This window comes from Streptomyces sp. AM6-12 (assembly GCF_044327085.1).
Taxonomy (GTDB): domain Bacteria; phylum Actinomycetota; class Actinomycetes; order Streptomycetales; family Streptomycetaceae; genus Streptomyces.
In genome coordinates, this window is record NZ_JBIQWN010000001.1 from 2634327 (window position 1) to 2656917 (window position 22591).

General features: G+C 73.0%; 25 protein-coding genes. 7 read left to right on the plus strand and 18 right to left on the minus strand.

The genetic code is table 11. The features are described from left to right. Window positions 1-77: 77 nt before the first annotated feature. Together ACE4Q9_RS11705 and sigE are read right to left on the minus strand one after the other, a co-directional pair. Window positions 78-1151: a zf-HC2 domain-containing protein gene (locus tag ACE4Q9_RS11705; RefSeq protein WP_397984182.1), complete on the minus strand. Its 1074-nt coding sequence runs from the start codon at window positions 1149-1151 to the stop codon at window positions 78-80. Continuing rightward, window positions 1148-1861 carry an RNA polymerase sigma factor SigE gene (sigE, locus tag ACE4Q9_RS11710; protein ID WP_397984183.1) on the minus strand — a complete coding sequence of 238 codons (714 nt, stop codon included), beginning with the start codon at window positions 1859-1861 and terminating at the stop codon, window positions 1148-1150. Before sigE ends, ACE4Q9_RS11705 begins: the two co-directional genes overlap by 4 nt. A gap of 233 nt (window positions 1862-2094) precedes the next feature. Here sigE and ACE4Q9_RS11715 point away from each other — a divergent pair, with 233 nt between their 5' ends. After that, window positions 2095-2796, plus strand: a complete 702-nt coding sequence (locus tag ACE4Q9_RS11715) for an O-methyltransferase (protein WP_397987184.1) — start codon at window positions 2095-2097, stop codon at window positions 2794-2796. Window positions 2797-2940: 144 nt separating this feature from the next. Here the strand turns inward: ACE4Q9_RS11715 and ACE4Q9_RS11720 are convergent, their stop codons facing one another. Continuing rightward, complete coding sequence (locus tag ACE4Q9_RS11720) at window positions 2941-3108, minus strand: DUF3117 domain-containing protein (RefSeq protein ID WP_018544333.1); 168 nt, start codon at window positions 3106-3108, stop codon at window positions 2941-2943. Window positions 3109-3482: 374 nt separating this feature from the next. Between ACE4Q9_RS11720 and ACE4Q9_RS11725 the strand changes: the two genes are divergently transcribed. Further along, complete coding sequence (locus ACE4Q9_RS11725) at window positions 3483-4286, plus strand: enoyl-CoA hydratase/isomerase family protein (protein ID WP_397984184.1); 804 nt, start codon at window positions 3483-3485, stop codon at window positions 4284-4286. 37 nt (window positions 4287-4323) lie between these two features. Here ACE4Q9_RS11725 and ACE4Q9_RS11730 read toward each other — a convergent pair whose 3' ends face one another. Further along, window positions 4324-4896 (minus strand): DNA-3-methyladenine glycosylase I, encoded by a 573-nt coding sequence (locus ACE4Q9_RS11730; protein WP_397984185.1) that lies wholly within the window; start codon window positions 4894-4896, stop codon window positions 4324-4326. Next, window positions 4893-5249 (minus strand): DivIVA domain-containing protein, encoded by a 357-nt coding sequence (locus tag ACE4Q9_RS11735; protein ID WP_397987185.1) that lies wholly within the window; start codon window positions 5247-5249, stop codon window positions 4893-4895. The genes ACE4Q9_RS11730 and ACE4Q9_RS11735 overlap by 4 nt, the downstream gene beginning before the upstream one ends. Window positions 5250-5387: 138 nt before the next feature. Here ACE4Q9_RS11735 and folP point away from each other — a divergent pair, with 138 nt between their 5' ends. Beyond that, window positions 5388-6248, plus strand: a complete 861-nt coding sequence (gene folP, locus ACE4Q9_RS11740) for a dihydropteroate synthase (RefSeq protein ID WP_397984186.1) — start codon at window positions 5388-5390, stop codon at window positions 6246-6248. A 7-nt stretch (window positions 6249-6255) separates the two neighbouring features. Here folP and ACE4Q9_RS11745 read toward each other — a convergent pair whose 3' ends face one another. Next, a complete protein-coding gene (locus ACE4Q9_RS11745) occupies window positions 6256-7014 on the minus strand; it encodes a TIGR00730 family Rossman fold protein (protein WP_397984187.1) in 759 nt (252 codons plus the stop codon). 105 nt (window positions 7015-7119) lie between these two features. Continuing rightward, window positions 7120-8199, minus strand: a complete 1080-nt coding sequence (dapE, locus tag ACE4Q9_RS11750; protein WP_397984188.1) for a succinyl-diaminopimelate desuccinylase — start codon at window positions 8197-8199, stop codon at window positions 7120-7122. Window positions 8200-8296: 97 nt separating this feature from the next. Here dapE and ACE4Q9_RS11755 point away from each other — a divergent pair, with 97 nt between their 5' ends. Continuing rightward, window positions 8297-9289 (plus strand): heavy metal transporter, encoded by a 993-nt coding sequence (locus ACE4Q9_RS11755; protein ID WP_397984189.1) that lies wholly within the window; start codon window positions 8297-8299, stop codon window positions 9287-9289. Window positions 9290-9579: 290 nt separating this feature from the next. Next, window positions 9580-9993 carry an ATP-binding protein gene (locus ACE4Q9_RS11760; RefSeq protein ID WP_397984190.1) on the plus strand — a complete coding sequence of 138 codons (414 nt, stop codon included), beginning with the start codon at window positions 9580-9582 and terminating at the stop codon, window positions 9991-9993. A gap of 79 nt (window positions 9994-10072) precedes the next feature. Here the strand turns inward: ACE4Q9_RS11760 and ACE4Q9_RS11765 are convergent, their stop codons facing one another. Together ACE4Q9_RS11765 and fdxA are read right to left on the minus strand one after the other, a co-directional pair. Then, window positions 10073-11167 carry a bifunctional succinyldiaminopimelate transaminase/glutamate-prephenate aminotransferase gene (locus tag ACE4Q9_RS11765; RefSeq protein WP_397984191.1) on the minus strand — a complete coding sequence of 365 codons (1095 nt, stop codon included), beginning with the start codon at window positions 11165-11167 and terminating at the stop codon, window positions 10073-10075. 121 nt (window positions 11168-11288) lie between these two features. Next, complete coding sequence (gene fdxA, locus ACE4Q9_RS11770; RefSeq protein ID WP_018561461.1) at window positions 11289-11609, minus strand: ferredoxin; 321 nt, start codon at window positions 11607-11609, stop codon at window positions 11289-11291. Between the two features lie 140 nt (window positions 11610-11749). Here fdxA and ACE4Q9_RS11775 point away from each other — a divergent pair, with 140 nt between their 5' ends. Together ACE4Q9_RS11775 and ACE4Q9_RS11780 are read left to right on the plus strand one after the other, a co-directional pair. Then, window positions 11750-12823 carry a GNAT family N-acetyltransferase gene (locus ACE4Q9_RS11775; protein WP_397984192.1) on the plus strand — a complete coding sequence of 358 codons (1074 nt, stop codon included), beginning with the start codon at window positions 11750-11752 and terminating at the stop codon, window positions 12821-12823. A gap of 27 nt (window positions 12824-12850) precedes the next feature. Beyond that, window positions 12851-13717: a tetratricopeptide repeat protein gene (locus ACE4Q9_RS11780; RefSeq protein WP_397984193.1), complete on the plus strand. Its 867-nt coding sequence runs from the start codon at window positions 12851-12853 to the stop codon at window positions 13715-13717. Window positions 13718-13736: 19 nt separating this feature from the next. On the opposite strand, the gene ACE4Q9_RS11785 is transcribed toward ACE4Q9_RS11780, so the two are convergent. From ACE4Q9_RS11785 to ACE4Q9_RS11825, 9 genes are all read right to left on the minus strand, one after another. Continuing rightward, window positions 13737-14351 carry a response regulator gene (locus tag ACE4Q9_RS11785; protein ID WP_397984194.1) on the minus strand — a complete coding sequence of 205 codons (615 nt, stop codon included), beginning with the start codon at window positions 14349-14351 and terminating at the stop codon, window positions 13737-13739. Further along, window positions 14348-15541 (minus strand): sensor histidine kinase, encoded by a 1194-nt coding sequence (locus ACE4Q9_RS11790; RefSeq protein WP_397987186.1) that lies wholly within the window; start codon window positions 15539-15541, stop codon window positions 14348-14350. Before ACE4Q9_RS11790 ends, ACE4Q9_RS11785 begins: the two co-directional genes overlap by 4 nt. 5 nt (window positions 15542-15546) lie before the next feature. Next, entirely contained in the window at window positions 15547-16284 is a 738-nt protein-coding gene (locus tag ACE4Q9_RS11795) for an ABC transporter permease (protein ID WP_397984195.1), read from the minus strand. Next, complete coding sequence (locus ACE4Q9_RS11800; protein WP_397984196.1) at window positions 16281-17213, minus strand: ABC transporter ATP-binding protein; 933 nt, start codon at window positions 17211-17213, stop codon at window positions 16281-16283. Before ACE4Q9_RS11800 ends, ACE4Q9_RS11795 begins: the two co-directional genes overlap by 4 nt. A 146-nt stretch (window positions 17214-17359) precedes the next feature. After that, a complete protein-coding gene (locus tag ACE4Q9_RS11805) occupies window positions 17360-19576 on the minus strand; it encodes a hypothetical protein (RefSeq protein WP_397984197.1) in 2217 nt (738 codons plus the stop codon). A 209-nt stretch (window positions 19577-19785) separates the two neighbouring features. Beyond that, entirely contained in the window at window positions 19786-20178 is a 393-nt protein-coding gene (locus ACE4Q9_RS11810) for a DUF6113 family protein (protein ID WP_397987187.1), read from the minus strand. A 35-nt stretch (window positions 20179-20213) separates the two neighbouring features. Next, window positions 20214-21074: an N-acetyl-1-D-myo-inositol-2-amino-2-deoxy-alpha-D-glucopyranoside deacetylase gene (mshB, locus tag ACE4Q9_RS11815; RefSeq protein WP_397984198.1), complete on the minus strand. Its 861-nt coding sequence runs from the start codon at window positions 21072-21074 to the stop codon at window positions 20214-20216. Window positions 21075-21084: 10 nt separating this feature from the next. After that, on the minus strand, window positions 21085-21780 hold the full coding sequence (locus tag ACE4Q9_RS11820) for a hypothetical protein (RefSeq protein ID WP_397984199.1): 696 nt from the start codon (window positions 21778-21780) through the stop codon (window positions 21085-21087). Between the two features lie 153 nt (window positions 21781-21933). Next, a complete protein-coding gene (locus tag ACE4Q9_RS11825; protein WP_351876218.1) occupies window positions 21934-22554 on the minus strand; it encodes a Uma2 family endonuclease in 621 nt (206 codons plus the stop codon). Window positions 22555-22591 lie beyond the last annotated feature (37 nt).

The following is a 22591-nucleotide window of genomic DNA, read 5'->3' on the forward strand; positions in this document are numbered from 1 at the left end:
GGCCCCGGAACATCGACTACGTGCCCGGATTCAACCAGGTCGCGGGCCGTGGCGCAGAGCGGGCCGGCGCGCCCGGCTCAGGGCGTCGGGCCGGGCGTGACCGGAGCAGCCAGCGGTGACGCCAGCGGGGCCGCGGACGCGGCGGAACGCAGGGGGTCGCGCGGGGCCGGCTGCGGACCGGTGCCGGTCACCATGCCGGGAATCATGGGCGCCGTGGACCACTTGCTCAGCGGCAGGTCCATGGCCTTGTCCAGCGGGCGTATCAGCGGGGTGACGGCGTTGATGCCCGCCATTAGCGGGCCCACCGCCCGGCCGCCGGTGCCCTGGATCTGCCCGGCGGCGGTGTCCGGCGCGCCCGGCACCAGCGGCGCGGCCACGGCGGACGGCGGCGGTGTCGTACGCCCGAGCGGCGCCCCGCCGCCCTGAGCCGCCTGCGGGCCCTGACGGCGGCGCTGGGCGTCGGCGGACGTCGTCGCGCCCGCGCCGCCGGTGCCCGTGGTGCGGGCCGGAATCACATTGCTGCCGGTGCCGCGGGCGTCCGCGGCCGGGTAGCCGGGGATGGCGGTGGTCACCCCGCCGAGGGCGACCGCGGCCAGCGACACCGCTCCGGCGGCGGCGAAGGCGAAGCGCAGTCCGCGGGACGCGGAACGGCCGTCGTCCGCGCGGCCGACGGGATGGATGCGGAAGCCGTCCTCGCCGAGGGGGCCGCCCGGTGCGCCGAATCCGTTCTCCCCGCCGAGACGGGGCTCCCGGTGGAAGCCGCTCCGCTCGGGGCCGGGGGCCTGTGCGCGCGCCGGCACATAGCCGAAGGAGAAGCCCCGGCGCATGCCGAAGGCGTCCCCGTCGCCAGGTGTCCGGGGCTCGGGACCGGGCCCGAGCAGCCCGCCGGGCTCGCCGTCGCCGCCGGGCAGGCCCTGGAGGCGGGCCAGCAGGCTCGCGGAGGGCGGGGGCGGGGCCGCGGTCGCGAATACGCTTTTCAGCGCGCGCTGGGCGTCCGCCTCCGCCTTGCAGCGGGCACAGGTGGCCAGGTGGGCGAGGACGCGTTCGCGCGTGTCATGGCCGAGCTCTCCGTCCACCAGGGCGGAGAGCCGGTCTCCCAGATGCTGCTCGGCGAGGTGTGCCTCGGCCGGTTTCTGCCGTGATCCGCTCACGCCGTCGCGCCCCCTCCCCCCAGTGCGGGGACCCGTGCCATGAACGAGCGCCGCTCGGCCGCGCGGGCCTCCGGGGAGCGGTGCGCAAGGGCCTTGCGGAGCTGGGAGCGGCCGCGATGGATACGGGAGCGGACGGTGCCGAGCTTCACGCCGAGGGTCGCGGCGATCTCCTCGTACGACAGCCCCTCGATGTCGCACAGGACGACTGCGGCGCGGAACTCGGGCGCGAGGGTGTCCAGGGCCTGCTGGACGTCGGCGTCGAAGTGCGCGTCGTTGAACAGCTGTTGCGGGGTGGGTTCGCGGCTGGCCAGGCGCTCGGCCGCGTCCTCGCCGAGGGCGTCGAAGCGGATGCGCTGCTTGCGCCGGACCATGTCCAGGAACAGGTTCGTGGTGATGCGGTGCAGCCAGCCCTCGAAGGTGCCCGGCGAGTACGTCGACAGGGAGCGGAAGACGCGCACGAAGACTTCCTGGGTGAGGTCCTCGGCGTCGTGCTGGTTGCCGGTGAGGCGGTAGGCCAGGCGGTAGACGCGGGCGCTGTGGGTGCTGACGATCTCGTCCCAGGTGGGCGGGGTCCACGCCTGCCCGTCCGCGTCACTGGTGAAGGTCGCGGTCTGGGTGTCGCGCACGGCGGAGCCGGTGGCGTGGCTGTCAGCAGCGGTGTCGGTCACGGATTTCGGCCTGCCCGCCGATCCGAGGAAGCGCCGTAGCACTCCGCCCCGGTCCCCGGGCGTGGCCGCACCTCCCCTGTCGGCTCTGGTGGTGTCCAGTGGAGCCCCTACCATAGCCACCTCGCCCGTTAGCTCCGGATAAGCGTTTTTACGAGAATTTGGTACTCGCTGACGCGGCTCGTGCCACTGCGTCAGCACTTGTGCGGTGCCCTGCTCCACCTCTCGCCCCCCGAAGCGTCCCCACCCCTGTCTCTTCCCTTCAAACGCCCGGTCCCATCTGCGGGTTCCCGACGCCAACGGATACAGTCACGCCGAGGCATCCATGGGGACGACAGGAGAGGGTCATTACCGGCAACCGGCAGACGAGCTCGGCTTTCGCCGACGCCTTTGCCGCCGAGGACGAAGCACTGCTGTGGGCCCGCGACCGCGCCCTCGACGCAGGACTGCGCTCGGTGTCGCCCGGCACGGGTTCCGCGCTGCGCCTGCTCGCCGCCTCCGTGGACGCGAAGGCGGTCGCGGAGATCGGCACGGGCTGCGGGGTGTCCGGAATCCATCTGCTGCACGGCATGCGCCCGGATGGGGTGCTGACCACGGTCGATCCGGAGCCGGAGCACCAGCAGTTCGCCCGGCAGGCGTTCCGCGCCTGCGGCTTCGCCAGCAACCGGGCCCGCTTCATCCCCGGCCGCGCCCTGGAGGTGCTGCCCCGGCTCGCGGACGCGGGCTACGACCTCGTGTTCTGCGACGGGGACCGGCACGAGTACCCGGAGTACCTCGCCGAGTCGCTGCGACTGCTGCGCGCCGGCGGCCTGGTGGTCTTCGAGGGGGTCTTCGCGAGCGGCCGTACGGTCGGCTCGGGGCCGCAGCCCTCGGAGGTGCTGCGGCTGCGCGAGCTGCTGCGCACGGTGCGCGAGAGCCAGGAGCTGGTCTCCTCGCTGCTGCCGGTCGGCGACGGGTTGCTGTGCGCCGTCAAGCGGTGACGGCACGGCGGGGACCCCGGCGCGGCGGGCGCACCGGTCCCGGCGGGCGGGTGGGGCCCGGCGGGCGTGCCGGGCCGGGGAACGCGGCTGCCCCGGCACCGCGTACGATGCCGGGGCAGCCGTGAGGACTGACTCGTGCGCGCGTCAGACGACGACCTTCTTGAGCGCGTCGCCGAGCGCCTCGGCCTCGTCAGGGGTCAGCTCGACGACGAGTCGACCGCCGCCTTCGAGCGGAACGCGCATGACGATGCCCCGCCCCTCCTTGGTCACCTCGAGCGGACCATCGCCCGTCCGCGGCTTCATGGCCGCCATGCTCGTTCCCCTTCCTGAAACCAGCTCATCGTCTGCCGAAATGGCACCCGGCGGGCACCCGCGGGACCGAACCGGACACGCGACACCGGCATCGAACACATTGCTTCCAAGCCATTATCCCGCATCTCAGGACCCGATGACCAACATCGGTAGGCATCGCTTGGGCAACGCGCGCGAGCAAAACCACTCAATTCGGGGATGTGGCTGCGATACTGCGCCACCGCACGGACGCCCTCCGGCCATCCGGGGCCCGGTTTTCTTTGACGCAGCTCACACCCGCCGTCGGGCCCTTGGCCGGTGATCTCCGCCATGCTGTGATCGGACAGGGACGTACCGAGCGGTACGCCACCACCGCGAACCGGAGGGGATGCGCCATGGCCGACACCGTGCTCTACGAGGTGAGCGACGGGCTCGCGACGATCACGCTGAACCGCCCCGAGGCGATGAACGCGCTGAACGTGGCGGCCAAGGTCGCGCTGCGGGACGCGGCCGAGGAAGCGGCCGGGGACCCGGCCGTACGGGCGATCCTGCTGACCGCCGCCGGGGAGCGGGCGTTCTGTGTGGGCCAGGACCTCAAGGAGCACATCGGGCTGCTGGCGCAGGACCGGGAGACCGGGTCCGGGCAGACGATGAGCACGGTCGGCGAGCACTACAACCCGATCGTGCGGGCGCTGGCGGGGGCGGCGAAGCCGGTGGTCGCCGCGGTGAACGGGGTCGCGGCGGGGGCCGGGTTCGGGTTCGCGCTCGCGGCGGACTACCGGGTGGTCGCCGACACCGCGTCCTTCAACACGTCGTTCGTGGGCGTCGCCCTGACCGGGGACTCCGGGATCTCCTGGACCCTGCCGCGGGTGGTCGGGCCGAGCCGCGCGCAGGATCTGCTGCTGTTCCCGCGCAGCATCGGCGCGCAGGACGCGCTGGAGCTGGGGATCGCCAACCGGGTGGTGCCCGTGGCCGAGCTGCGGGCCGAGGCGGAGAAGGTGGCGCGGAAGCTGGCGTCGGGGCCGACGGTCGCCTATGCGGCGATCAAGGAGGCGGTGGCGTTCGGGCTGACGCACACGCTGGCGGAGACGCTGGAGAAGGAGGACGAGCTCCAGACCCGCGCCGGGCAGTCCGAGGATCACGCGATCGCGGTGCAGGCGTTCGTCAACAAGGAGAAGCCGAAGTATTCGGGGCGGTGACGCACCGTGGGCCGGCGCCCCGCGCCCCTTCGGGGCGTCAACGAGCGACGCACGTCTCCAAGTGATCGTTGACCAGACCGCATGCCTGCATCAGGGCGTACGCCGTCGTCGGGCCGACGAATTTCAGGCCCCGCTTCTTCAACTCCTTGGACAGAGCCGTGGATTGCGGGGTGACCGCCGGGACGTCGGCCAGGGTCTTCGGGGCCGGGCGCCCGCCTGGGTCGGGGGCGTGGGACCAGATCAGCTCGTCCAGCTCGCCGGGGGCCCAGCCGGCGAGGACGCGGGCGTTGGCGAGGGTCGCGTCGATCTTGGCGCGGTTGCGGATGATGCCCGGATCGGCCAGCAGGCGCTCGCGGTCCCCGTCGGTGAAGGCGGCGACCTTCTCGATGGAGAAGCCCGCGAAGGCGGCGCGGAAGCCCGGCCGGCGGCGCAGGATGGTGATCCAGGACAGGCCCGACTGGAACGCCTCCAGGCTGAGCCGCTCGAAGAGGGCGTCGTCGCCGTGGACCGGGCGGCCCCACTCCTCGTCGTGGTACGACACGTAGTCGTCGGTGGACAGGGCCCAGGGGCAGCGCGGCGCGCCGTCCGGGCCCGCGATGGCGGCGGTCACTGCTGGTCCTCCGGGTGCCGGGACGTGTCCGGGGTGGGGCGCTCGGCGGCGGCGCGCGCCCCGGCCAGCGCGGACTCCAGGCCCGCGATCCGGGCGTCGCGCTCGGCGAGTTCGGCGCCGAGGCGGCCGAGGGCGTCGTCCACGTCGGACATGCGGTAGCCGCGCACGGCGAGCGGGAAGCGCAGGCTCTCGACGTCCTCGCGGCCCACCGGCCGGTCGTCGGGCAGCGGGTCATGGAGCCGCTCGGGCGCGGCGTCGGGCAGCGGGCCGCTCTCGCCGCCGCCCACCACGGCGAGGGTCACCGCGGCGACCACGACGGCCAGTGCGATGACCAGGAAGAGGAACATCACCATCGTCTCGGGGCCCCCTGCTCGGGTGCCGGCGCTGTCGCCGGACGCGGAATCTGTCAGCTCCGATCGTGCCATGCGCCTCCGACAGTTAGGGTCACTGGCGGTCGCAGTGCCGGACGCGCGAGGAAGAGGTCACAGCGGATGCTCAGGCTGGGCAGGCGGGAATTCGGACCGCACGATCGGGTGATCATGGCGATCGTGAACCGGACCCCCGACTCCTTCTACGACCGGGGGGCGACGTTCCGCGACGAGCCGGCCCTGGCGCGGGTCGAGCAGGCGGTGGCCGAGGGCGCCGCGATCATCGACATCGGCGGGGTGAAGGCGGGCCCCGGCGAGGAGGTCTCCGCCGAGGAGGAGGCGCGGCGCACGGTCGGCTTCGTGGCGGAGGTACGGCGCCGGTTCCCGGACGTGGTGATCAGCGTGGACACCTGGCGGGCGGAGGTCGGCGAGGCGGTGTGCGCGGCGGGCGCCGATCTGCTGAACGACGCGTGGGGCGGCGCGGACCCCGCTCTCGCCGAGGTCGCGGCGCGCCACCGGGTGGGCCTGGTGTGCACGCACGCGGGCGGCGCCGAGCCGCGCACCCGCCCGCACCGGGTGGAGTACGACGACGTCATGGCGGACGTCCTGGAGGTGACCGTGGGCCTCGCACAGCGCGCGGTGGCGCTCGGGGTGCCGCGCGAGTCGGTGCTGATCGATCCCGGTCACGACTTCGGCAAGAACACCCGGCACAGTCTGGAGGCGACGCGGCGGCTGGACGAGATGGTCGCCGCGGGCTGGCCGGTGCTGGTGTCGCTGTCCAACAAGGACTTCGTCGGGGAGACGCTGGACCGGCCGGTCAAGGAGCGGCTGATCGGCACGCTGGCGACGACGGCGGTGTCCTCCTGGCTCGGGGCGATGGTGTACCGCGTCCACGAGGTCGCCGAGACCCGCCAGGTCCTCGACATGGTGTCGTCCATCGCGGGCCACCGCCCCCCTGCGGTGGCCCGGCGCGGTCTCGCCTGACGGGCAGCTAGCGCGCGGCCTCCTTGGAGACCAGGGCCACCGCCTCTTCCACGTCGTCGGTGACGTGGAAGAGGAGCAGGTCCTTCTCCAGGGCCTTGCCGCTGGCCACCAGGGTGTTCTTGAGCCAGTCGACCAGACCGCCCCAGTAGGCGCTGCCGAAGAGGACGATCGGGAAGCGGGTGACCTTCTGGGTCTGCACCAGGGTCAGCGCCTCGAACAGCTCGTCCAGGGTGCCGAGGCCGCCGGGCAGCACCACGAACCCCTGGGCGTACTTCACGAACATCATCTTGCGGACGAAGAAGTAGCGGAAGTTCAGCCCGATGTCGACGTAGGGGTTCAGCCCCTGCTCGAAGGGCAGCTCGATACCGAGCCCGACCGAGACGCCGCCCGCCTCGCACGCGCCCTTGTTCGCGGCCTCCATCGCGCCGGGGCCGCCACCGGTGATCACCGCCCAGCCGGCCTCGACCAGACCGCGGCCGAGCCGCACCCCCGCCTCGTACTCCGGCGAGTCCGCGGGCGTGCGGGCCGAGCCGAACACGCTGATCGCGGGCGGGAGTTCGGCCAGCGTGCCGAAGCCCTCGATGAACTCCGACTGGATGCGCAGCACCCGCCAGGGATCGGTGTGGACCCAGTCGGAGGGGCCGCCCGCGTCCAGCAGCCGCTGGTCGGTGGTGCTCGGCGTCACCTGGCCCCGCCGCCGCAGGACCGGCCCGAGCCGCTGCTCGTCCGGCGGCTGCTTCTTCCCCTCGGGGTTCCCGGTAGGCATGTGCGCGCTCCCTCCGCTTGCCGGTGGTTCGTTCTCAGCCTAGATCTACGCGGGTTACGCAGGGGGGACATACGCATGTCCGCCAGGCGTGCGCCGCGCGCGGGCTCAGGCGGTGAGCCAGCCGCGCAGCCGCTCCTCGGCCTTGAGGATCTTGGCCGTCTCCACCCGCTCGTCCCGCTTGTGCGCCAGGTGCGGGTTGCCGGGGCCGTAGTTGACCGCGGGGATGCCGAGCGCGGCGAAGCGGGAGACGTCCGTCCAGCCGTACTTGGGGCGCGGGGTGCCGCCGACCGCCTCCATGAAGGCGGCCGCGGCCGGGTGGGAGAGGCCGGGCAGCGCGCCGCCGCTGTGGTCCTCGACCACGAACTCGGCCACCCCGCAGTCCGCGAACACCTCGCGGACGTGCGCGATCGCCTCCTCCTCGGTGCGGTCGGGGGCGTAGCGGAAGTTGACGGCGACCACGCACGCGTCGGGGATGACGTTGCCCGCGACCCCGCCCTCGATGCGCACGGCGTTCAGGCCCTCGCGGTACTCCAGGCCGTCGATCACCGGGTAGCGGGGCTCGTAGGCCGCGAGGCGGGCCAGGATCGGCGCGGCCGCGTGGATGGCGTTGGCGCCCATCCAGGAGCGCGCCGAGTGCGCCCGCTCGCCCTCGGTGCGCAGCAGCATCCGCAGGGTGCCCTGGCAGCCGCCCTCGACCTCGCCGTCGGAGGGCTCCAGGAGCACCGCGAAGTCGCCGGCCAGCCACTCCGGGTGGGCCTCGGCGACATGGCGCAGGCCGTTGAGGTGGGCGGCGACCTCCTCGTTGTCGTAGAACACGAAGGTCAGGTCGCGGTTGGGGGCGGGCACGGTGGCGGCGATGCGCAGCTGGACCGCCACGCCCGACTTCATGTCGCAGGTGCCGCAGCCCCACAGCACGCCGTCCTCGTCCAGGCGCGAGGGCACGTTGTCCGCGATCGGCACGGTGTCGATGTGCCCGGCCAGCACGACCCGCTCGGCGCGGCCCAGGTTCGTGCGGGCGATCACGTTGTTGCCGTAGCGGTCCACCGTCAGGTGCGGCAGGGCGCGCAGCGCGGTCTCGATCGCGTCGGCGAGCGGCTTCTCGGTGCCGCTCTCGGAGGCGAAGTCCACGAGCCGCGCGGTGAGCGTGGCGGCGTCCAGCGTGAGGTCAAGCGAGGTGTCGGCCATGGCCTCGACCCTAGCGCGCCACCCCGGCCCGCCCCCGCCCCGCGCACGCCGGCGGACCGCTGGTGAGCGGTGGTGATCCCTCCGCTACCTTGTACGCGTGTCACAGCCGTCCCCCACCCGTCCCAAGCGCCGCGGCCGTCTTCTCCGGTTCGCCGCGGCCCTGTTGGTCCTGTGCGGTGTCGCCGCCTACCTCGTGGTGCAGTACGTCACCGGAGGCGGCGGGGCACACGGCTGCAAGGTGGTCTCGGCCACCGGCGCCAGAGCGTCGTACGAGTTCACACCCGAGCAGGCGGCGAACGCGGCGACGATCGCCGCCGTCGGCACCGGCCGGAACATGCCCGAGCGGGCCGTGACCATCGCGCTGGCCACCGCGCTCCAGGAGTCCGGGCTGCGCAACATCGAGCACGGCGACCGCGATTCGCTCGGCCTGTTCCAGCAGCGGCCCTCGCAGGGCTGGGGCACCGAGCGGCAGATCATGGACCCGACGTACGCGGCCGGGATCTTCTACGCCCATCTCGCCAAGGTGCCCGACTACACCGAGCTGCCGCTCACCGTGGCCGCGCAGAAGGTGCAGCGCAGCGGCTACCCCGAGGCGTACGCCAAGCACGAGCCGGACGCGGAGCTGCTGTCGGCGGCGCTGACCGGGCGGGCGGCGGCCACGCTGACCTGTGACGGGCGGTTCGACACGACGGCCACCGCGGTCGGTCCTGACGCGGTACGGGCCGCGCTGGTACGGGACTTCGGGCGGGACGCGCTCCAGGAGACCGGTGCGGAGGTGGGCGGGGCGCCGGTGCCCTCGCCGTCCCCCTCGCCGAGCGTGACGGCGACGGCGAGCGGGCGGACGGTGACCGTGCCGGTGCCGCTCGGCACGCGGACGGACGCGAGCGGGCGCGACGAGCGGGAGCGGGGGTGGCAGCTCGCGCACTGGGCGGTCGCCAACTCCTCGGCGCTGCACATCCAGCGGGTGACGTACGCGGGGCGGGTGTGGACCGCCGGGAGCGACGGCGGGGCGTGGCAGCAGGTGCGCTCGCCGGGGGCCGCGGGGGCGGAGAAGTCCGTGGGCGTTGTCCGGATCGTGACCGGACAGTAGTACGGGTCACCCTGCTTGCGGGTGGCTTCGGCGTTTCACACGCGGCCAAACGGGCGAGCTTTGGAATTCGGGCGAGATCCCTTGTGGCCCAAGGGGCGGAAGGATTCTGCTGGGCGTTCTCGCAGACGCCCTTTGCCCGTTTTTATCCCCACCTGATAATGCGATGCGTTATCGGTTCTTTACCGGGGACGTCCGCAACCTTCGGGGGCTTCGAGCGGTAGTCATGGCGTCCGAGCCCGGTGCCGGGTCCGGATGACACAGATCGTTCTTCTCCCGTCGAATGGAGCATCATGTCCCTCCCCCTGACCCGCCGGATCGCCCGTGCCGCGCTGCTCGTCGCAGCGGGAGCGGCCGCCGGGGTCGGTGCGGCCGGCTCCGCCGGTGCGGCCACGAACCTGCCGGCCGCGAACCTGAGCGGCCTGACCGCGCTGGACGCGGCGCACGTCGGCGACACCGTCGACGGTGCCGCGGAGCACGTCACCTCGCTGGCGGGCAACGCGGGCGGCAACGCCGTGAAGTCGGCCGTGCCGGCCGCGGGCAAGACGGCCGGCGGCGCCGTGAAGAAGGCCGCCCCGGCGGCCCAGCAGGCCGCGGGCGGCGTCGCCGGCGCCGCGGGCAACGCCCTGGGCGACGCGGCCGCCGGCGCCACGCAGGGCGGTCTGCCGACCGCCAACCTCCCGATGCAGGGTCTGCCCCTCACCTGAGCCGGCACCGCCCGGTGAACGGGGTCCAGGGGACGTCCCCTGGACCCCGTTCGGCGTTTCGCGTCCGCGGTGGCGGGTCCTACCGCAGGCGGGCGACCGCCGCCGCGATCCGTTCGTCCGTCGCCGTCAGGGCCACCCGCACGAAGTTCTCGCCGGCGGGGCCGTAGAAGTCGCCGGGGGCGACCAGGATGCCCAGGTCGGCGAGGTGGGCGACGGTGGTCCAGCAGGGTTCGTCGCGGGTGGCCCACAGGTAGAGGCTGGCCTCGCTGTGCTCGATGCGGAAGCCGTGGGACAGCAGGGCCGAGCGCAGCGCCTCGCGGCGGGCGGCGTAGCGGGCGCGCTGTTCCCGTACGTGCGCGTCGTCGCCCAGCGCGGCCACCACCGCGGCCTGGGTCGGCGCCGAGGTCATCATGCCGCCGTGCTTGCGGATCTCCAGGAGGGGGGCGAGGACGGCCGGGTCGCCCGCGATGAAGGCGGCGCGGTAGCCGGCCAGGTTGGAGCGCTTGGAGAGGGAGTGGACGGCCACGATGCCGTCGTACGAGCCGCCGTTGACGTCCGGGTGCAGCACCGAGACCGGGTCGGCCTCCCAGCCCAGCTCCAGGTAGCACTCGTCGGAGACGACCAGGACGCCGTGGGCGCGGGCCCAGGCGACGATCTCCGTCAACTCCCGCTTGCCCAGCACCTTGCCCGTCGGGTTGGACGGGGAGTTCAGCCAGAGCAGCTTCAGGCCGGCCGGGTCGAGGTCGCGCGGGTCGTCGTACGTCTCGTACTCCGCGCGGGCGAGCCGCGCGCCGACCTCGTACGTGGGGTAGGCGAGGCGCGGGTAGGCCACCTTGTCGCCGGGGCCGAGGCCCAGCTGGGTAGGCAGCCAGGCCACCAGTTCCTTGGAGCCGACGACCGGCAGCACGTGCCGGTGGGTCACCTCGCGTGCGCCCAGGCGCCGCTCCAGCCATCCGAGGATCGCGTCCCGCAGCTCGGGCGTGCCCCAGACGGTCGGATAGCCCGGCGAGTCGGCCGCGTCGATCAGGGCCTTCTGGACCAGCTCGGGGACCGGGTCGACCGGGGTGCCGACGGAGAGGTCGACGATGCCGTCCGGATGGGCCGCGGCCGTCTTCTTGTACGGCTCCAGCTTGTCCCAGGGGAACGTGGGAAGCCGGTCGGAGACTGCGGACACGATCAGTGGCTCACTTTCGTCTGGTGCGGCAAACGCCTCGGTCCCGTGCGGCGGTGATCTGGGCGATCGGGGCCGTACGGGACCGAGGCGGCGCGGTGCGGGCCGCTTGGGAGCTAAACGGTCACTCGCCCTGCGGCGGCAGCGCGGCGATGAAGGGGTGGTCGCGCTCGATCAGCCCCAGCTTGCTGGCACCGCCGGGCGAGCCCAGCTCGTCGAAGAACTCGACGTTCGCCTTGTAGTAGTCCTTCCACTCCTCGGGAGTGTCGTCCTCGTAGAAGATCGCCTCGACCGGGCAGACCGGCTCACAGGCACCACAGTCGACGCATTCGTCCGGGTGGATGTACAAGGACCGCTGGCCCTCGTAGATGCAGTCGACCGGGCACTCCTCGATGCACGCCTTGTCCTTGACGTCGACACAAGGCTGCGCGATGACGTAGGTCACGCTGTCGTTCCTCCTCGATAGGGCGCTGGCGGGCCTCCTCAGGCTCCGCCGCCTGGCGCGCGGGAGCGCGGCGTCGTCGATGCCCGCCCCTAGTATCTCCGTTCCGGAGCATGATCCGAACAGGAGGGGTGAACTGACCGGTGGAAATCTCGGCACAAGGGCGCCTGGAAGTCCGAATCACCCCAGCTGACGTGGGGAAACGCGTCTCCGTGCGGCGCTTGAGCGAAGCCGGAGCGGCGCGGGAGAAGTTCACCGACACGGTGGGCGTTCTCACATCCTGGGATCATGGCGTGCTCATGATCACACAGCGGAGCGGTACAAGCGTGCGGTTTCCGGAAACCACGCTCGTGGCGGGCAAGGTCGTCCCGGCCGCCCCGGCACGCCGCAGGGGCCCGGCGGCAAGCTACGCGGAGCTGGCGCGGGCCGTCTCGCGCGGCTGGCGCCCGGTGGAGAGCGAGCGGCTCGGTGAATGGGAGCTGCGGGCCGCGGTCGAGAGGGAGCCGCGCGAAGCGCGTCCGGCCGGGGTGGCGGTCGGGCGACGGGAGGGCTATACGCGGCGTGCCAACAGCGTGCTGCCGCTGGGCGATCCCGGACTTCCGCTCGACGCGGCCCTGGACGCCGTACGACGCTGGTACGACGAGCGCGGGCTGCCGGCCTACGTGCAGACCGCGACGGGCGCCGAGGGAACGCAGGAGCTGCTCTGCGCGGAGCTGGAGCGGCGCGGCTGGGAGCGGGAGGTGAGTGCCGAGGTGTGGATCGGCGCGCTGGCCCCGCTCGCGGACCGGCCCGAGGGCGCCGAGGTGGTCCTCGGCCGGGAGGCGGACGAGGCGTGGCTCGCGCGGTACCGGCGCAAGGGGGTGAGCGAGGTGGCGCTGCGGGTGCTCACCGGGGGCCCCTCGGTGTGGTTCGCCTCCGTGCCGGGCGAGCCGGGCGGGGTCCCGGCGGCGATCGGGCGGTGTGTCGTGGACGGCCGCTGGGCCGGGTTCGCCGCCGTCGAGGTGGACCCCGCCAGACGGCGGCAGGGCCTGGCCACCGAGGTGATGGCCGCGCTCGCCCGCCGGGCGCTGACCGAGGGCGCCTCGGCCGGCTGGCTCCAGGTGGAGAGCGACAACGAGCCCGCGAAGGCCCTGTACGCCGCGCTGGGCTTCTCCCGGCACCACGCCTACCACCACTACCGGCAGCCGCGGGAACAGCCCGCTCACGGCCCGTCGTAGACCCTCCTCGGAAGGGCGTAAACCGCCATGCATCACCCGTATCTGCCGCCCCCGTACCCGCCGCCGCCCGAGCGGTCCGCCGAGGTGCGGGCGCACTTCGCCGAGCAGGCGCGCTCCGAGCGGCCGGACCTGGCGGCGCTGTGCCTGCTGATCGCCGCGGAGACGGACGGCTCGCTGGACGAGGCCGGGATCGACACCGCGCAGGCGGAGCTGGACCGGCTCGCCGGCGAGCTGCCGTACCGGCCCGGCGGCCCGCGCGCCTGGGCCGAGGCTGTACGGCGGCTGCTCGGCGGGCGCTACGAGTTCCACGGCACGCCCGGCGACTACCAGCGCCTTGAGTCCTCGCTGCTGCACGAGGTGCTGCGGCGCCGGCGCGGGCTGCCGATCCTGCTGTCGGTGGTGTGGCTGGAGGTGGCCCGGCGGGCCGGGGCCCCGGTGTACGGGGTCGCGCTGCCGGGGCACTTCGTGGTCGGGTTCGGGGCGGCCGGGGAGCGGGTGCTGGCCGACCCGTTCGAGGGCGGCCGGGTGCTGACCGGGCCGGACGCCGAGCTGCTCGTGGTCGGGGCGACCGGCGCGCCGCCGGACCCCGCGATGATGGAGCCCGCGCCCCCGCTGGAGGTCGTCCAGCGCATCCTGAACAACATCCGCGCGTGGGCCGCGGCCCGCCCCGAGCACTCGGACGTGGCGCTGCGCGCGGTGGAGCTGTCGCTGCTGATCCCCGCCCACCCGGCTCGGCTGCGCTACGAGCGCGGGCAACTGCTGGTGCAGCGCGGGCAGTTCACGGCCGGGGCGGACGAACTGGACGCGTACGCCGAGCTGATCGAGGTCGTCGACGAACCGGCCGCCGAGCGGGTACGGCGGCAGGCCCGCACCGCCCGCGCCAAGCTCAACTGACCGGCCGTACCCGCGGCTTCTACAGCCAGCCCTTCTCCCGCGCGGTGCGCACCGCCTCCGCGCGGTTGCGGACGGCGAGCTTCTGGATGGCCGTGGAGAGGTAGTTGCGGACCGTGCCCTGGGACAGGTGCAGGGCCTTGGCCAGCTCGGCGTTGGTGGAGCCGTCGGCCGCGGCGCGCAGCACCTCGCGCTCGCGTTCGGTGAGCGGGTTCGCGCCCCCGGCGAGCGCGGCGGCGGCCAGCGTGGGGTCGATGACCCGCTCCCCGGCGAGCACCTTGCGGATGGCGGCGGCGAGTTGGGCCGCGGGCGCGTCCTTGACGAGGAAGGCGTCGGCGCCGGCCTCCATGGCGCTGCGCAGATAGCCGGGCCGCCCGAAGGTGGTCAGCACGACCAGCTTGACGGCCGGGAGGTCCCGGTGGACCCGCGCCGCGGCCTCGATGCCGGTGCAGCCCGGCATCTCGATGTCCAGCAGCGCCACGTCCACGTCGTGCGCCCGGACCGCGTCGAGCACCTCGTCCCCGCGCGCCACCTGGGCGACGACCTCGATGTCGTCCTCCAGGCCGAGCAGCGCGGCCAGCGCCTCGCGGACCATGGACTGGTCCTCGGCCAGCAGGACCCTGATGGTGCTCGTCATGCCCCGGATCCTACGTCCCCCGCGGGGGCCACGGGCACGCGGGCGACCAGCCGGAACCCGTGCTTGACCCGGGCCGCCTCCAGCGTCCCGCCGGCCTTTTGCAGGCGTTCGGTCAGCCCGGTCAGACCGTTGCCGAAGCCGCCGGTCCCGACGCCCGACCCGTTGTCCTCGACCGCGAGTTCGAGCATCGGCCCGGCCAGCGTCTGGTGGTGCGTGAGGCGTACGGCGCACCGGTCGGCGCCGCTGTGCCGCACCACGTTGGTGACCGCCTCGCGCAGCGCCCAGGCGAGCGCCGACTCGGCCTCCTCGGGCACCCCGGAGAGGTCGGGCTCGGGCGGCAGCTCGGCGGCGACGCCCGCGGCCGTGAGCGCCACCTGGGTACCGGCCAGCTCCACGGCGAGCCGGGGGCGCCGGTAGCCGGTGACGGCCTCCCGGACGTCCACCAGGGCCTGGCGGCTGACCTGTTCGATGTCGCCGATCTGCTGGGCCGCCTTGTCGGGGTGGTCGGGCAGCATCCGACCGGCCAGCTCGCTCTTGAGCGTGATCAGGGAGAGCGAGTGGCCCAGCAGGTCGTGCAGGTCGCGGGCGAGCCGCAGCCGCTCCTCGTTGGCGGCGAGCTGGGCGACGGTGGCCCGCGCCTTGCGCAACTCGACGGTGGTGCGCACCAGTTGGCCCACGCCGACCATGGCGAACCCGATGAGCACGACCATCAGCATGTCGTCGTCCACCGTGTAGACGCCCCAGTGCAGCCCGACCAGGTACATCAGCACGGCGGAGCCCGGAATCGCCCAGTTCGCCAGGCGCAGCGGCAGGGTCGCCCCACAGGCCACCGAGAGGTAGACGAACAGCGTGCTCCACTGGGTGCCGAGGCCGTAGGTCAGGGCGGGCGCGAGGACGAGGAGGGTGCCGAGCAGCAGGGCCACGGTCCGGGGCGCGAAGGGCGCCCCGAGCTGCCGGAAGACCAGGGTGAGGTACACGCCCACGAAGACGGTGAGGCCGGCCGCCCCCGCCACGGCGCCGGCCGTGGTGTGCCGGCCGCCGGTCAGGTCCCGGATCGGGGAGCCGAGGAAGACCAGCCACACGGCGATCCACAGCGCCTTCACCACCAGCTCGCGCCGGCCCTGCACGCCCTGTCCGATCCGGACCCGTGTCTCCGGCCGTGCCCCGGCCGCCTTGGGGTCTTCCGTCATGGTGCTCACGCCTTCAGCGTGTCCTTCCGGTACAGCCAGGCCGCGCCGCCCGCGAAGAGGACGAAGTACGCGACGAGGACGGCGATGTCCGTGGTGTGCGGGGCCTGGCTCTGCTCGATGGCCCGGCCCAGCGCGGCGTAGGCGTGGGTGGGCAGCCACTTGGCGATGTCCTGGAGGAACTGCGGGAAGGTGGTCGAGGGCATCCACAGGCCGCCGAGGATCGACAGACCGAAGTACACGATCATCGTGATGGGGCGGACCGCGTCCCCGGTGGCGAGGTAGCCGAGGGCCACGCCGAGCGCGGCGAAGACCAGGCTGCCGGCCCAGATGACCCCGGTGAGCGCGAGCCACTGCCAGGCGTCCAGCCGTACGTCCTTGATCACGGCGGCGGCCAGGAAGACCACCACGATGGACGGCAGGCTCACCACGGCGGCGCTGGCGGTCTTGGCGAGGACGTAGCCGCGTCCGGGCAGCGGGGTCAGCCGCAACTGCCGTACCCAGCCGCTCTCGCGCTCCTTGGCGATGCGCTCGCTGTTGCCCATCAGCACGGCGGTCAGGGCGCCGAAGGAGGCCATGGACACCATCATGTACGTGGCCAGGGTCAGCCCCGTGCCGTCGATCCTGGTGTTGTCGGCGTTGCCCGCGATGATCAGGAAGAGGACCGCCGGGTAGAGCACCGAGAAGAACAGGAACTTCTTGTTGCGCAGGGCGCGGGTCAGTTCCAGCTTGATGAGACTGTTCATGACTGCTTGGCCTCCTCGGCCTCCGTGATGGCGACGAACGCCTGCTCCAGGCCGAGGCCGGCGACCTCGAGGTTGCGGGGGTAGACGCCGAGGCCGTACAGGGCGTGCACGGTGGCGTCGGCGTCGGCGGACTGGATGCGCACGGTCTGGCCGGACACGTCGACGGCGGTCAGGAACGGCAGGGCGCGCAGGGCGGCCTCGTCGATGGCGCCCGCCAGGTCGAAGGAGATCCGCCGGGCGCCCGCGCGGGCCTTGATCTCGGCGGCGGTGCCGTCGGCGAGCAGGCGGCCGCGGTGCAGCACCAGGACCCGGTCGGCGATGGCGTCCGCCTCTTCGAGGTAGTGCGTGGCGAACAGGACCGTGCGGCCCTGGTCGGCCTGCTCGCGCATGGTGGACCAGAAGGCGTGGCGGGCGGAGACGTCCATGCCGGTGGTCGGCTCGTCCAGGATGATCAGATCGCTGTCGCCCGCGGTGGCGAGCGCGAAGCGGACCCGCTGGGCCTGGCCGCCGGAAAGCTTGTTGACCTTGCGGTCGGCGATCTGCGCGATGCCGGCGCGGGCCATCACATCGGCGGGCTTGTACGGCCGCGGGTGCAGGGAGCAGGACAGCTTGACCAGTTCGGCGACGGTGACGTCGTCCATCAGTCCGCCGCTCTGGAGCATGGCCCCGACCCGCCCGGCCACGATCGCCTCGCGGGGGCTGGTGCCGAACAGGGACACCGTGCCGGCGTCGGGTTGCTTGAGGCCGAGGAGCAGGTCGAGGGTGGTGGACTTGCCCGCGCCGTTCGGGCCGAGCAGGGCGACGGTCTCTCCGGGATGCAGCCGCAGCGTGAGCCCGTCGACGGCCCGTACCGTCCCGTACGTCTTGGTCACCTGGTCGAACCCGACCACCTCGGTGGCGGAGGCGGTCGGTACCGCTGTCGTTGTCATGTCGTCCATGGTGCCGGTGCGGGGCGGGCGTCCGGCAGTGTCAGGGGTCCCGGTTGCCGGATGACAGATGTCATGGGGTGGGAGTGACAACCCGCAAGGGGCGCCCGGCGGCACGCCGGACGCCCCTCACGAGCCGGGTCGCGCCCCTAGTCGGGGTTGGTGCTGATCACCGCGACCCGGTTGGTCTTGCTCATCAGTGCCTGGCGCAGCGCTCCGTAGACGTCCTGCGGTGTGACCGGCGTCTTCTGGCCGTTGCCGCGGGTGATGAGGACGCCGTCGAAGGCCCCCCCGTACAGCTGCTTCAGGGCGGCCAGATCGGGCTTGTCGACCAGTTTGCCGTTGACTGCGGTGACGCGGAGGAACTTCCACAGCGAGTTCTGCGGGCTCATCGGGACCGCGTGCGCGGCGTCCGTCATCACGGTCACCTTGGCCGACATCGCCGGCTGCGCGAACTCCTTCATCTCGCGGTCGACCTCGGCGTTGGAGACCGCGGGCTGCCGGTTGGTGGTGGGCACGGTGACCGTCGTGGGCTCACCTGTCTCCACCGCGGTGCGGTACGCCTGTTCGATCGCCTGCGTGGAGCGGGCCGCGTCGATGGCGGTGCCCGCCTTCCCGTAGACGGGCACCGCCTTGCCGGCCTCGAACTTGATGCCGCCCTCGACCACCGCGCCCGAGCCGGAGCCGCCGCCCACCTGCCGCAGCGCGGCCTGGAGCTTCTCCTCGTCCACCGGCATGACCGGCTCGACCACGCGCTGCTGCCCGAACAGCGTGCCGACCACGGAGACCGGGTTGTAGTCGCTCTTGGCGGCCGCGCTCGCGGTGGCCTGGAAGTCGAACTGGAGACCGGCGTTGGCCGGGGCGAGCATGACCGTGCGGCCGCCCACGGAGAGCTTCAGCGGCTTGGCGACGCGGGAGCCGAACACGTCGTCCAGTTTCTTGACGGCGTCGTCGCGGGTGCCGCCGCCGACGTCGACGCCGAGCACGGTGGTGCCCTTGGGCACGTCGGTGTGGTTCATGAGCAGCCCGGCGCCGTAGACCCCGCCCGCGATCACGACCACGGCGGCGGCGAGCAGCACCAGTTTGCTGCGGCCCTTCTTCTTCGGCTTGGCCGACGCCTTGGGTGCCGCCGCGGTCGCGGCCGGCTCGGGCTTGGGCGCCGCCGGGGCGGCCGGGCCGCCGGCGCCGAACGGGGCACCGTTGCCACCCGGAACGACCGGGATGCCGCTGGTGACGGTGTGTCCGGAGACGTTGTCCGGGGCCCGGTAGCCGGGCGTGCCCGGTTCGGGGGCCGGCTTCTGCGGGGTGAGGATAGCCGTGTCGTCGCTGAGCCCGCCGCCGGGGCCGAGCCCACCGCCCGGCACCCCGGCCGGTCCGTCGGCGTCGGCGAGGTCCGTGCGGGCGCCGCCCCCGGCACCCTGCTGCCCGTAGGGGCCCTCGGCCTGGTGCCCGTAGGGGCTCTCGGCGGCCGGCCGCAGCGGGCTGTCCCCGGTGACCGGGCCACCGGTCGGCCCGGCGGGCCCCTGCGGGCCGCCCCGGCCGCCCTGGCCCCCCCGTCCGCCCATGCCGTTCGCGCCGCCCGCGCCCGCACCGTTGCCGAAGGGGTCCTGGCCGCCGCCCGCGCCGCCGTTCTCCGAGAAGTACGGCAGATCGTCGCGGCGCGGTTCGCCGCCGCCCGCCTCCGGGGAGCGGGAGCCACCGGCCAGCGGGCCCGCGGCCAGCGCCTCGGTGACGTCGAAGGAGCCGGTGCCGCCGCCGTGTCCGGGGGCCACCGGGCCGCCGGTGGCGCCGGGCAGACCCGAGCCGTTCGTCTTGTTGGAGCCGCGGCCGGGCACGCTCATGGAGCCGACCACACCACCGGGGCGTGCACCGGTGCCACCGGCCGGGCTCCCGGTTCCCCGCGCACCCGGCGCGCCGGCGGAACCGCCGGGGTTCTTGGCCCCGTTGGCACCCGCGCCGCCCTTGGCGGGCGTGCCCGGCTTGCGGGGCGCGAACCAGTCGCTGGTCTTCTCCTCGGCCGGGGCCGACGGCTCGGCGGGGGCCTCGGGGGCGGGCGCCGACGCGGCCGGGGCGCTGCTCGCCTCGGCGGCGGGCCCGTCGTCCCGAGCGGCGTCGGCGGACTCGCCGTCGCCGACGGGCTTGCGCACGACGACCGGCGGGATGGGCCGGGAACCGGGGATGTTGATCCGGATCCGGGTCGTCAGCGTGGTCTCGGTCTTGCGTTCCTCGGACTGCGCGCCCGAACGGCCCGCGTCCGCACCGTCGCCGGAAGCCATGGGGGTTCCGTACGGCGGGGTGCCGGACGGGTACGCGGCTCCGCCGCGCCCGTTGGGCCCGGAGGACGGAGTGTCAGTTTCACGACTCAAGGCAGGTTCTCCCAGTTGGCTCCGCCGCCCGACACTGACCTCACTGCTTCGGCGGTCCCCCCGGCTCGAACGGGGTCGAGAGCACGGGGGAGGCTCGGCGGCGCGCACCACCATACTGGCCGCCTCTGGCGTATATCCCCTGACCGCTGAGGAAACCCACACCCGACTCGCACGCGGGCCGCACGCGGGGCGCACCGGAAAGCGGTACGTCACTTCCCAAGTCGGGCGGAGCCGGGGCGCGGTTGCCTCGTGGCGCCGAGGGTGGCGCAGATCACAGCGAGGGCCATGCCGCCGAAGAGGAAGAGATAGGAGCCGCCGCCCGCGCCGAAGAGGAAGTCGCCCTCGGGACGGGAGGAGGTGAGCAGGATGGCGGTGACGATCCAGCCCGCCGCCGGGGCCATCGCGCCGCCCCGGCTCCGGGTGGCGTACGCACCGCCGAGGAAGGCCCCGACGGCGCCCGCGAGGGCGAGCAGCAGCCCGCCGGGGAACCAGGCCGCCTGCACCAGGGTTCCGGCGAGCGCGACGACCGCGCCCAGCAGGAAGAGGCCGACGCAGGCCAGGGCCCGGCCCGGCGACGGCGGGCGCAGCGGCTGGGCGAGCATCGGGCTCGGAGTGCCGGTGCCGCGCTGGGTGCCGCTCACAGCGCCTCCCCGGCGGCGATCCCGGCGAACAGGTCGCTCTCGCCGGGAGCGGCGGTGCCGCGCACCAACTCGTAGTATTCGGTGGTGAACAGCGGCTGCGCCAGCTCGTTCGAGAGCGCGAACGAGGACCCGGCCACTTCGATCTGGGTGGCGTGGGCGCGCATCGCGGCGGCCTTCGCGGCGGCGTGGGCGGTGCCGTCCACCGCGGTGGTGACGCGCGCGTCGTCCACCACGCCGGGCACGTCCTCCAGGGCCGCGATCTTCTCGAAGGGCAGGGCCGGGAGTTCGTCCTGGAGCCGGGCGAAGGCGTCCTCGGCGACGGAGCGCGGGGTGCGGTTCCAGTAGACCTTGTCGATCGTGTGCCCGCGTCCGGCGGCGAGGTCGGCGGCGCGCATGGCGACGCGGTGGGCCTGGATGTGGTCCGGGTGGCCGTACCCGCCGTTGTCGTCGTAGGTGACGAGGACCTGGGGGCGGACCTCCAGGATCACCTGGACCAGGTGTTCCGCGGCCTCGTCCACGTCGGCCTGCCAGAAGCAGCCGGGGTCCTCGTTGTCGGCGGTGCCCATCATCCCGGAGTCGCCGTAGCGGCCCGCGCCGCCGAGCAGCCGGGCGTCGGTGACCCCCAGCTCGCGCAGGGCGGCGGCCAGCTCGCCGCGCCGGTGCGCGCCGAGCGCGGCACCGGTCAGATGCCGCAGGCCGGGCGGGATGCACTCCCCGCGCTCCCCCAGGGTGCAGGTGACCAGCGTCACCTGCACGCCCTCGGCCGCGTACCTGGCCATGGTGGCGCCGTTGTTGATCGACTCGTCGTCCGGGTGCGCGTGCACCAGGAGAAGACGCCGGGCTGGCAGTTCCGTCATGGGGACCAGCCTACGAGGCGGCCGGCCCTCCTTCGGTCACCTCCTGGTCTTTGCTGTCGAGAACGTGAGCGATGGCCAGTGCGATGCGCTCGATCCAGTCGATGGCGTCCGTCACGTCCGCCTCGTCCATGGGGCACCGCTGTTTCAGGTCGCCGTCGATCAGGTCGGCGTCATGCGCGATTTTGTTACGTCGCCGGGTGATCTCCAGATAGCGGCTGCGGAGCTTCTTCTCGTTGAATGTGGTGCGCCCCTGGAAGAATTCCTTGTTGACGCATCCCGCCGCCTCATACCAGACTTTCTTTTCCGTTACGAGTTTGAGTACTTCGGAAATCTTTCCGGGATGCTGGAGCGCCTGTCCCGACAGCTTTTCCCTCAGGTGCTCGACCACGGCTTCGGACAGGGCCACATCGCCACGCCGCACAGCCTCGACCGTGTGCAAAGGCAGCTCGTAGACCCGGAGCTGGTACGGCATCTCAGGACTGCCCTTGGCCGCCAGCTCGGCGACCCGGCGCAGGACCTCCTCGTGCAGCCAGTGATCGATGGCCGCGACCGCCTGAACCCAGGCCGCCCGGTAGAAGTCGTCGATGTCGATCGTCGGAGACCTGAAGGGCGTGAGCATGGCACCCGCTTTGACCATGCGCCGGGCGTAGGACAGGTTCGTCATGAACGCCTCGAACTGCCGTGTCTGCGGTCTGGAAATGGCCATGTGCTACCCCGGGAGAAATCTTCGCGACGATCTTGACGATCTTTACGAGAACGATTCCCCTGACGTAGGGGGGTCAGTCAAGCCAGGGCCTGCCACCTCGGATCAAGGTGGCCGAAACCGGCTCATCCGTATCCGGAAAGACGCTCTTCGGCTTCAGGACCGGGGCTCCGGCTCGGCGCCCTCGTCCTTGTAGCGCGGCAGGCCGTCCGTCGAGATGGTCCAGTCGGCGATGGTGACGTCCTCGCCGTAGACGAAGTCCTTGCGGGTGGCGTAACGGGGACCGCCGGGGGTCGGGTGGATGTCCGCGAAGACGGCACCGGTGCCGGTGCGCGGGTCGAAGATCGCGTAGGCTGGGATGCCGATCAGGGGATAGTCGCGCATCTTGGTGACCCAGTCGTTGTCCGGGTTGGACCGGGAGACGATCTCGATGGCGGCGATGAGCGTACGAGGGTCGAAGGACCCCTCTCCTTCCATGTCCGCCTCGGCGATCACCATGATGTCAGGGCGGCGCATGATGCCTTCCGGCTCCACCTCCACATCGGGTTCGCCCGTGTGGGCCACGATCTCCTCGGGCATGACCTTCTCCAGGCGTTTCCGGAGACGCAGCGCGGTGAGCTCGTGCGGCCGGACAGGCGACATCATGTCGAGGACGATCCCTTCCTTGGTGATCTCGAACTTGCCGGGGAGGGTGCCGTCCGTGGACTCCACGAAGTCACGCATGGCCCGGTAGAGGTGGGAGGCGCCCTGCTGCGCGTTGTCCGGGGCGATGGTCATGGCGCTCGCTCCTCGTCTGTGCCCGGGGGCAAGGATC

Bases quoted from the DNA above. Each gene is read 5' to 3' on its own strand.
- folP (WP_397984186.1), top strand. From the start codon at position 5,388: ATGCTCAGGCTGGGCAGGCGGGAATTCGGACCGCACGATCGGGTGATC.
- ACE4Q9_RS11760 (WP_397984190.1), top strand. From the start codon at position 9,580: ATGTCCCTCCCCCTGACCCGCCGGATCGCCCGTGCCGCGCTGCTCGTC.
- ACE4Q9_RS11790 (WP_397987186.1), bottom strand. From the start codon at position 15,541: ATGACGGAAGACCCCAAGGCGGCCGGGGCACGGCCGGAGACACGGGTC.
- ACE4Q9_RS11820 (WP_397984199.1), bottom strand. From the start codon at position 21,780: ATGGCCATTTCCAGACCGCAGACACGGCAGTTCGAGGCGTTCATGACG.
- ACE4Q9_RS11825 (WP_351876218.1), bottom strand. From the start codon at position 22,554: ATGACCATCGCCCCGGACAACGCGCAGCAGGGCGCCTCCCACCTCTAC.
- ACE4Q9_RS11720 (WP_018544333.1), bottom strand. From the start codon at position 3,108: ATGGCGGCCATGAAGCCGCGGACGGGCGATGGTCCGCTCGAGGTGACC.
- ACE4Q9_RS11780 (WP_397984193.1), top strand. From the start codon at position 12,851: ATGCATCACCCGTATCTGCCGCCCCCGTACCCGCCGCCGCCCGAGCGG.
- mshB (WP_397984198.1), bottom strand. From the start codon at position 21,074: ATGACGGAACTGCCAGCCCGGCGTCTTCTCCTGGTGCACGCGCACCCG.
- ACE4Q9_RS11725 (WP_397984184.1), top strand. From the start codon at position 3,483: ATGGCCGACACCGTGCTCTACGAGGTGAGCGACGGGCTCGCGACGATC.
- ACE4Q9_RS11735 (WP_397987185.1), bottom strand. From the start codon at position 5,249: ATGGTGATGTTCCTCTTCCTGGTCATCGCACTGGCCGTCGTGGTCGCC.
- ACE4Q9_RS11810 (WP_397987187.1), bottom strand. From the start codon at position 20,178: ATGCTCGCCCAGCCGCTGCGCCCGCCGTCGCCGGGCCGGGCCCTGGCC.
- dapE (WP_397984188.1), bottom strand. From the start codon at position 8,199: ATGGCCGACACCTCGCTTGACCTCACGCTGGACGCCGCCACGCTCACC.
- ACE4Q9_RS11785 (WP_397984194.1), bottom strand. From the start codon at position 14,351: ATGACGAGCACCATCAGGGTCCTGCTGGCCGAGGACCAGTCCATGGTC.
- ACE4Q9_RS11745 (WP_397984187.1), bottom strand. From the start codon at position 7,014: ATGCCTACCGGGAACCCCGAGGGGAAGAAGCAGCCGCCGGACGAGCAG.
- ACE4Q9_RS11800 (WP_397984196.1), bottom strand. From the start codon at position 17,213: ATGACAACGACAGCGGTACCGACCGCCTCCGCCACCGAGGTGGTCGGG.
- ACE4Q9_RS11795 (WP_397984195.1), bottom strand. From the start codon at position 16,284: ATGAACAGTCTCATCAAGCTGGAACTGACCCGCGCCCTGCGCAACAAG.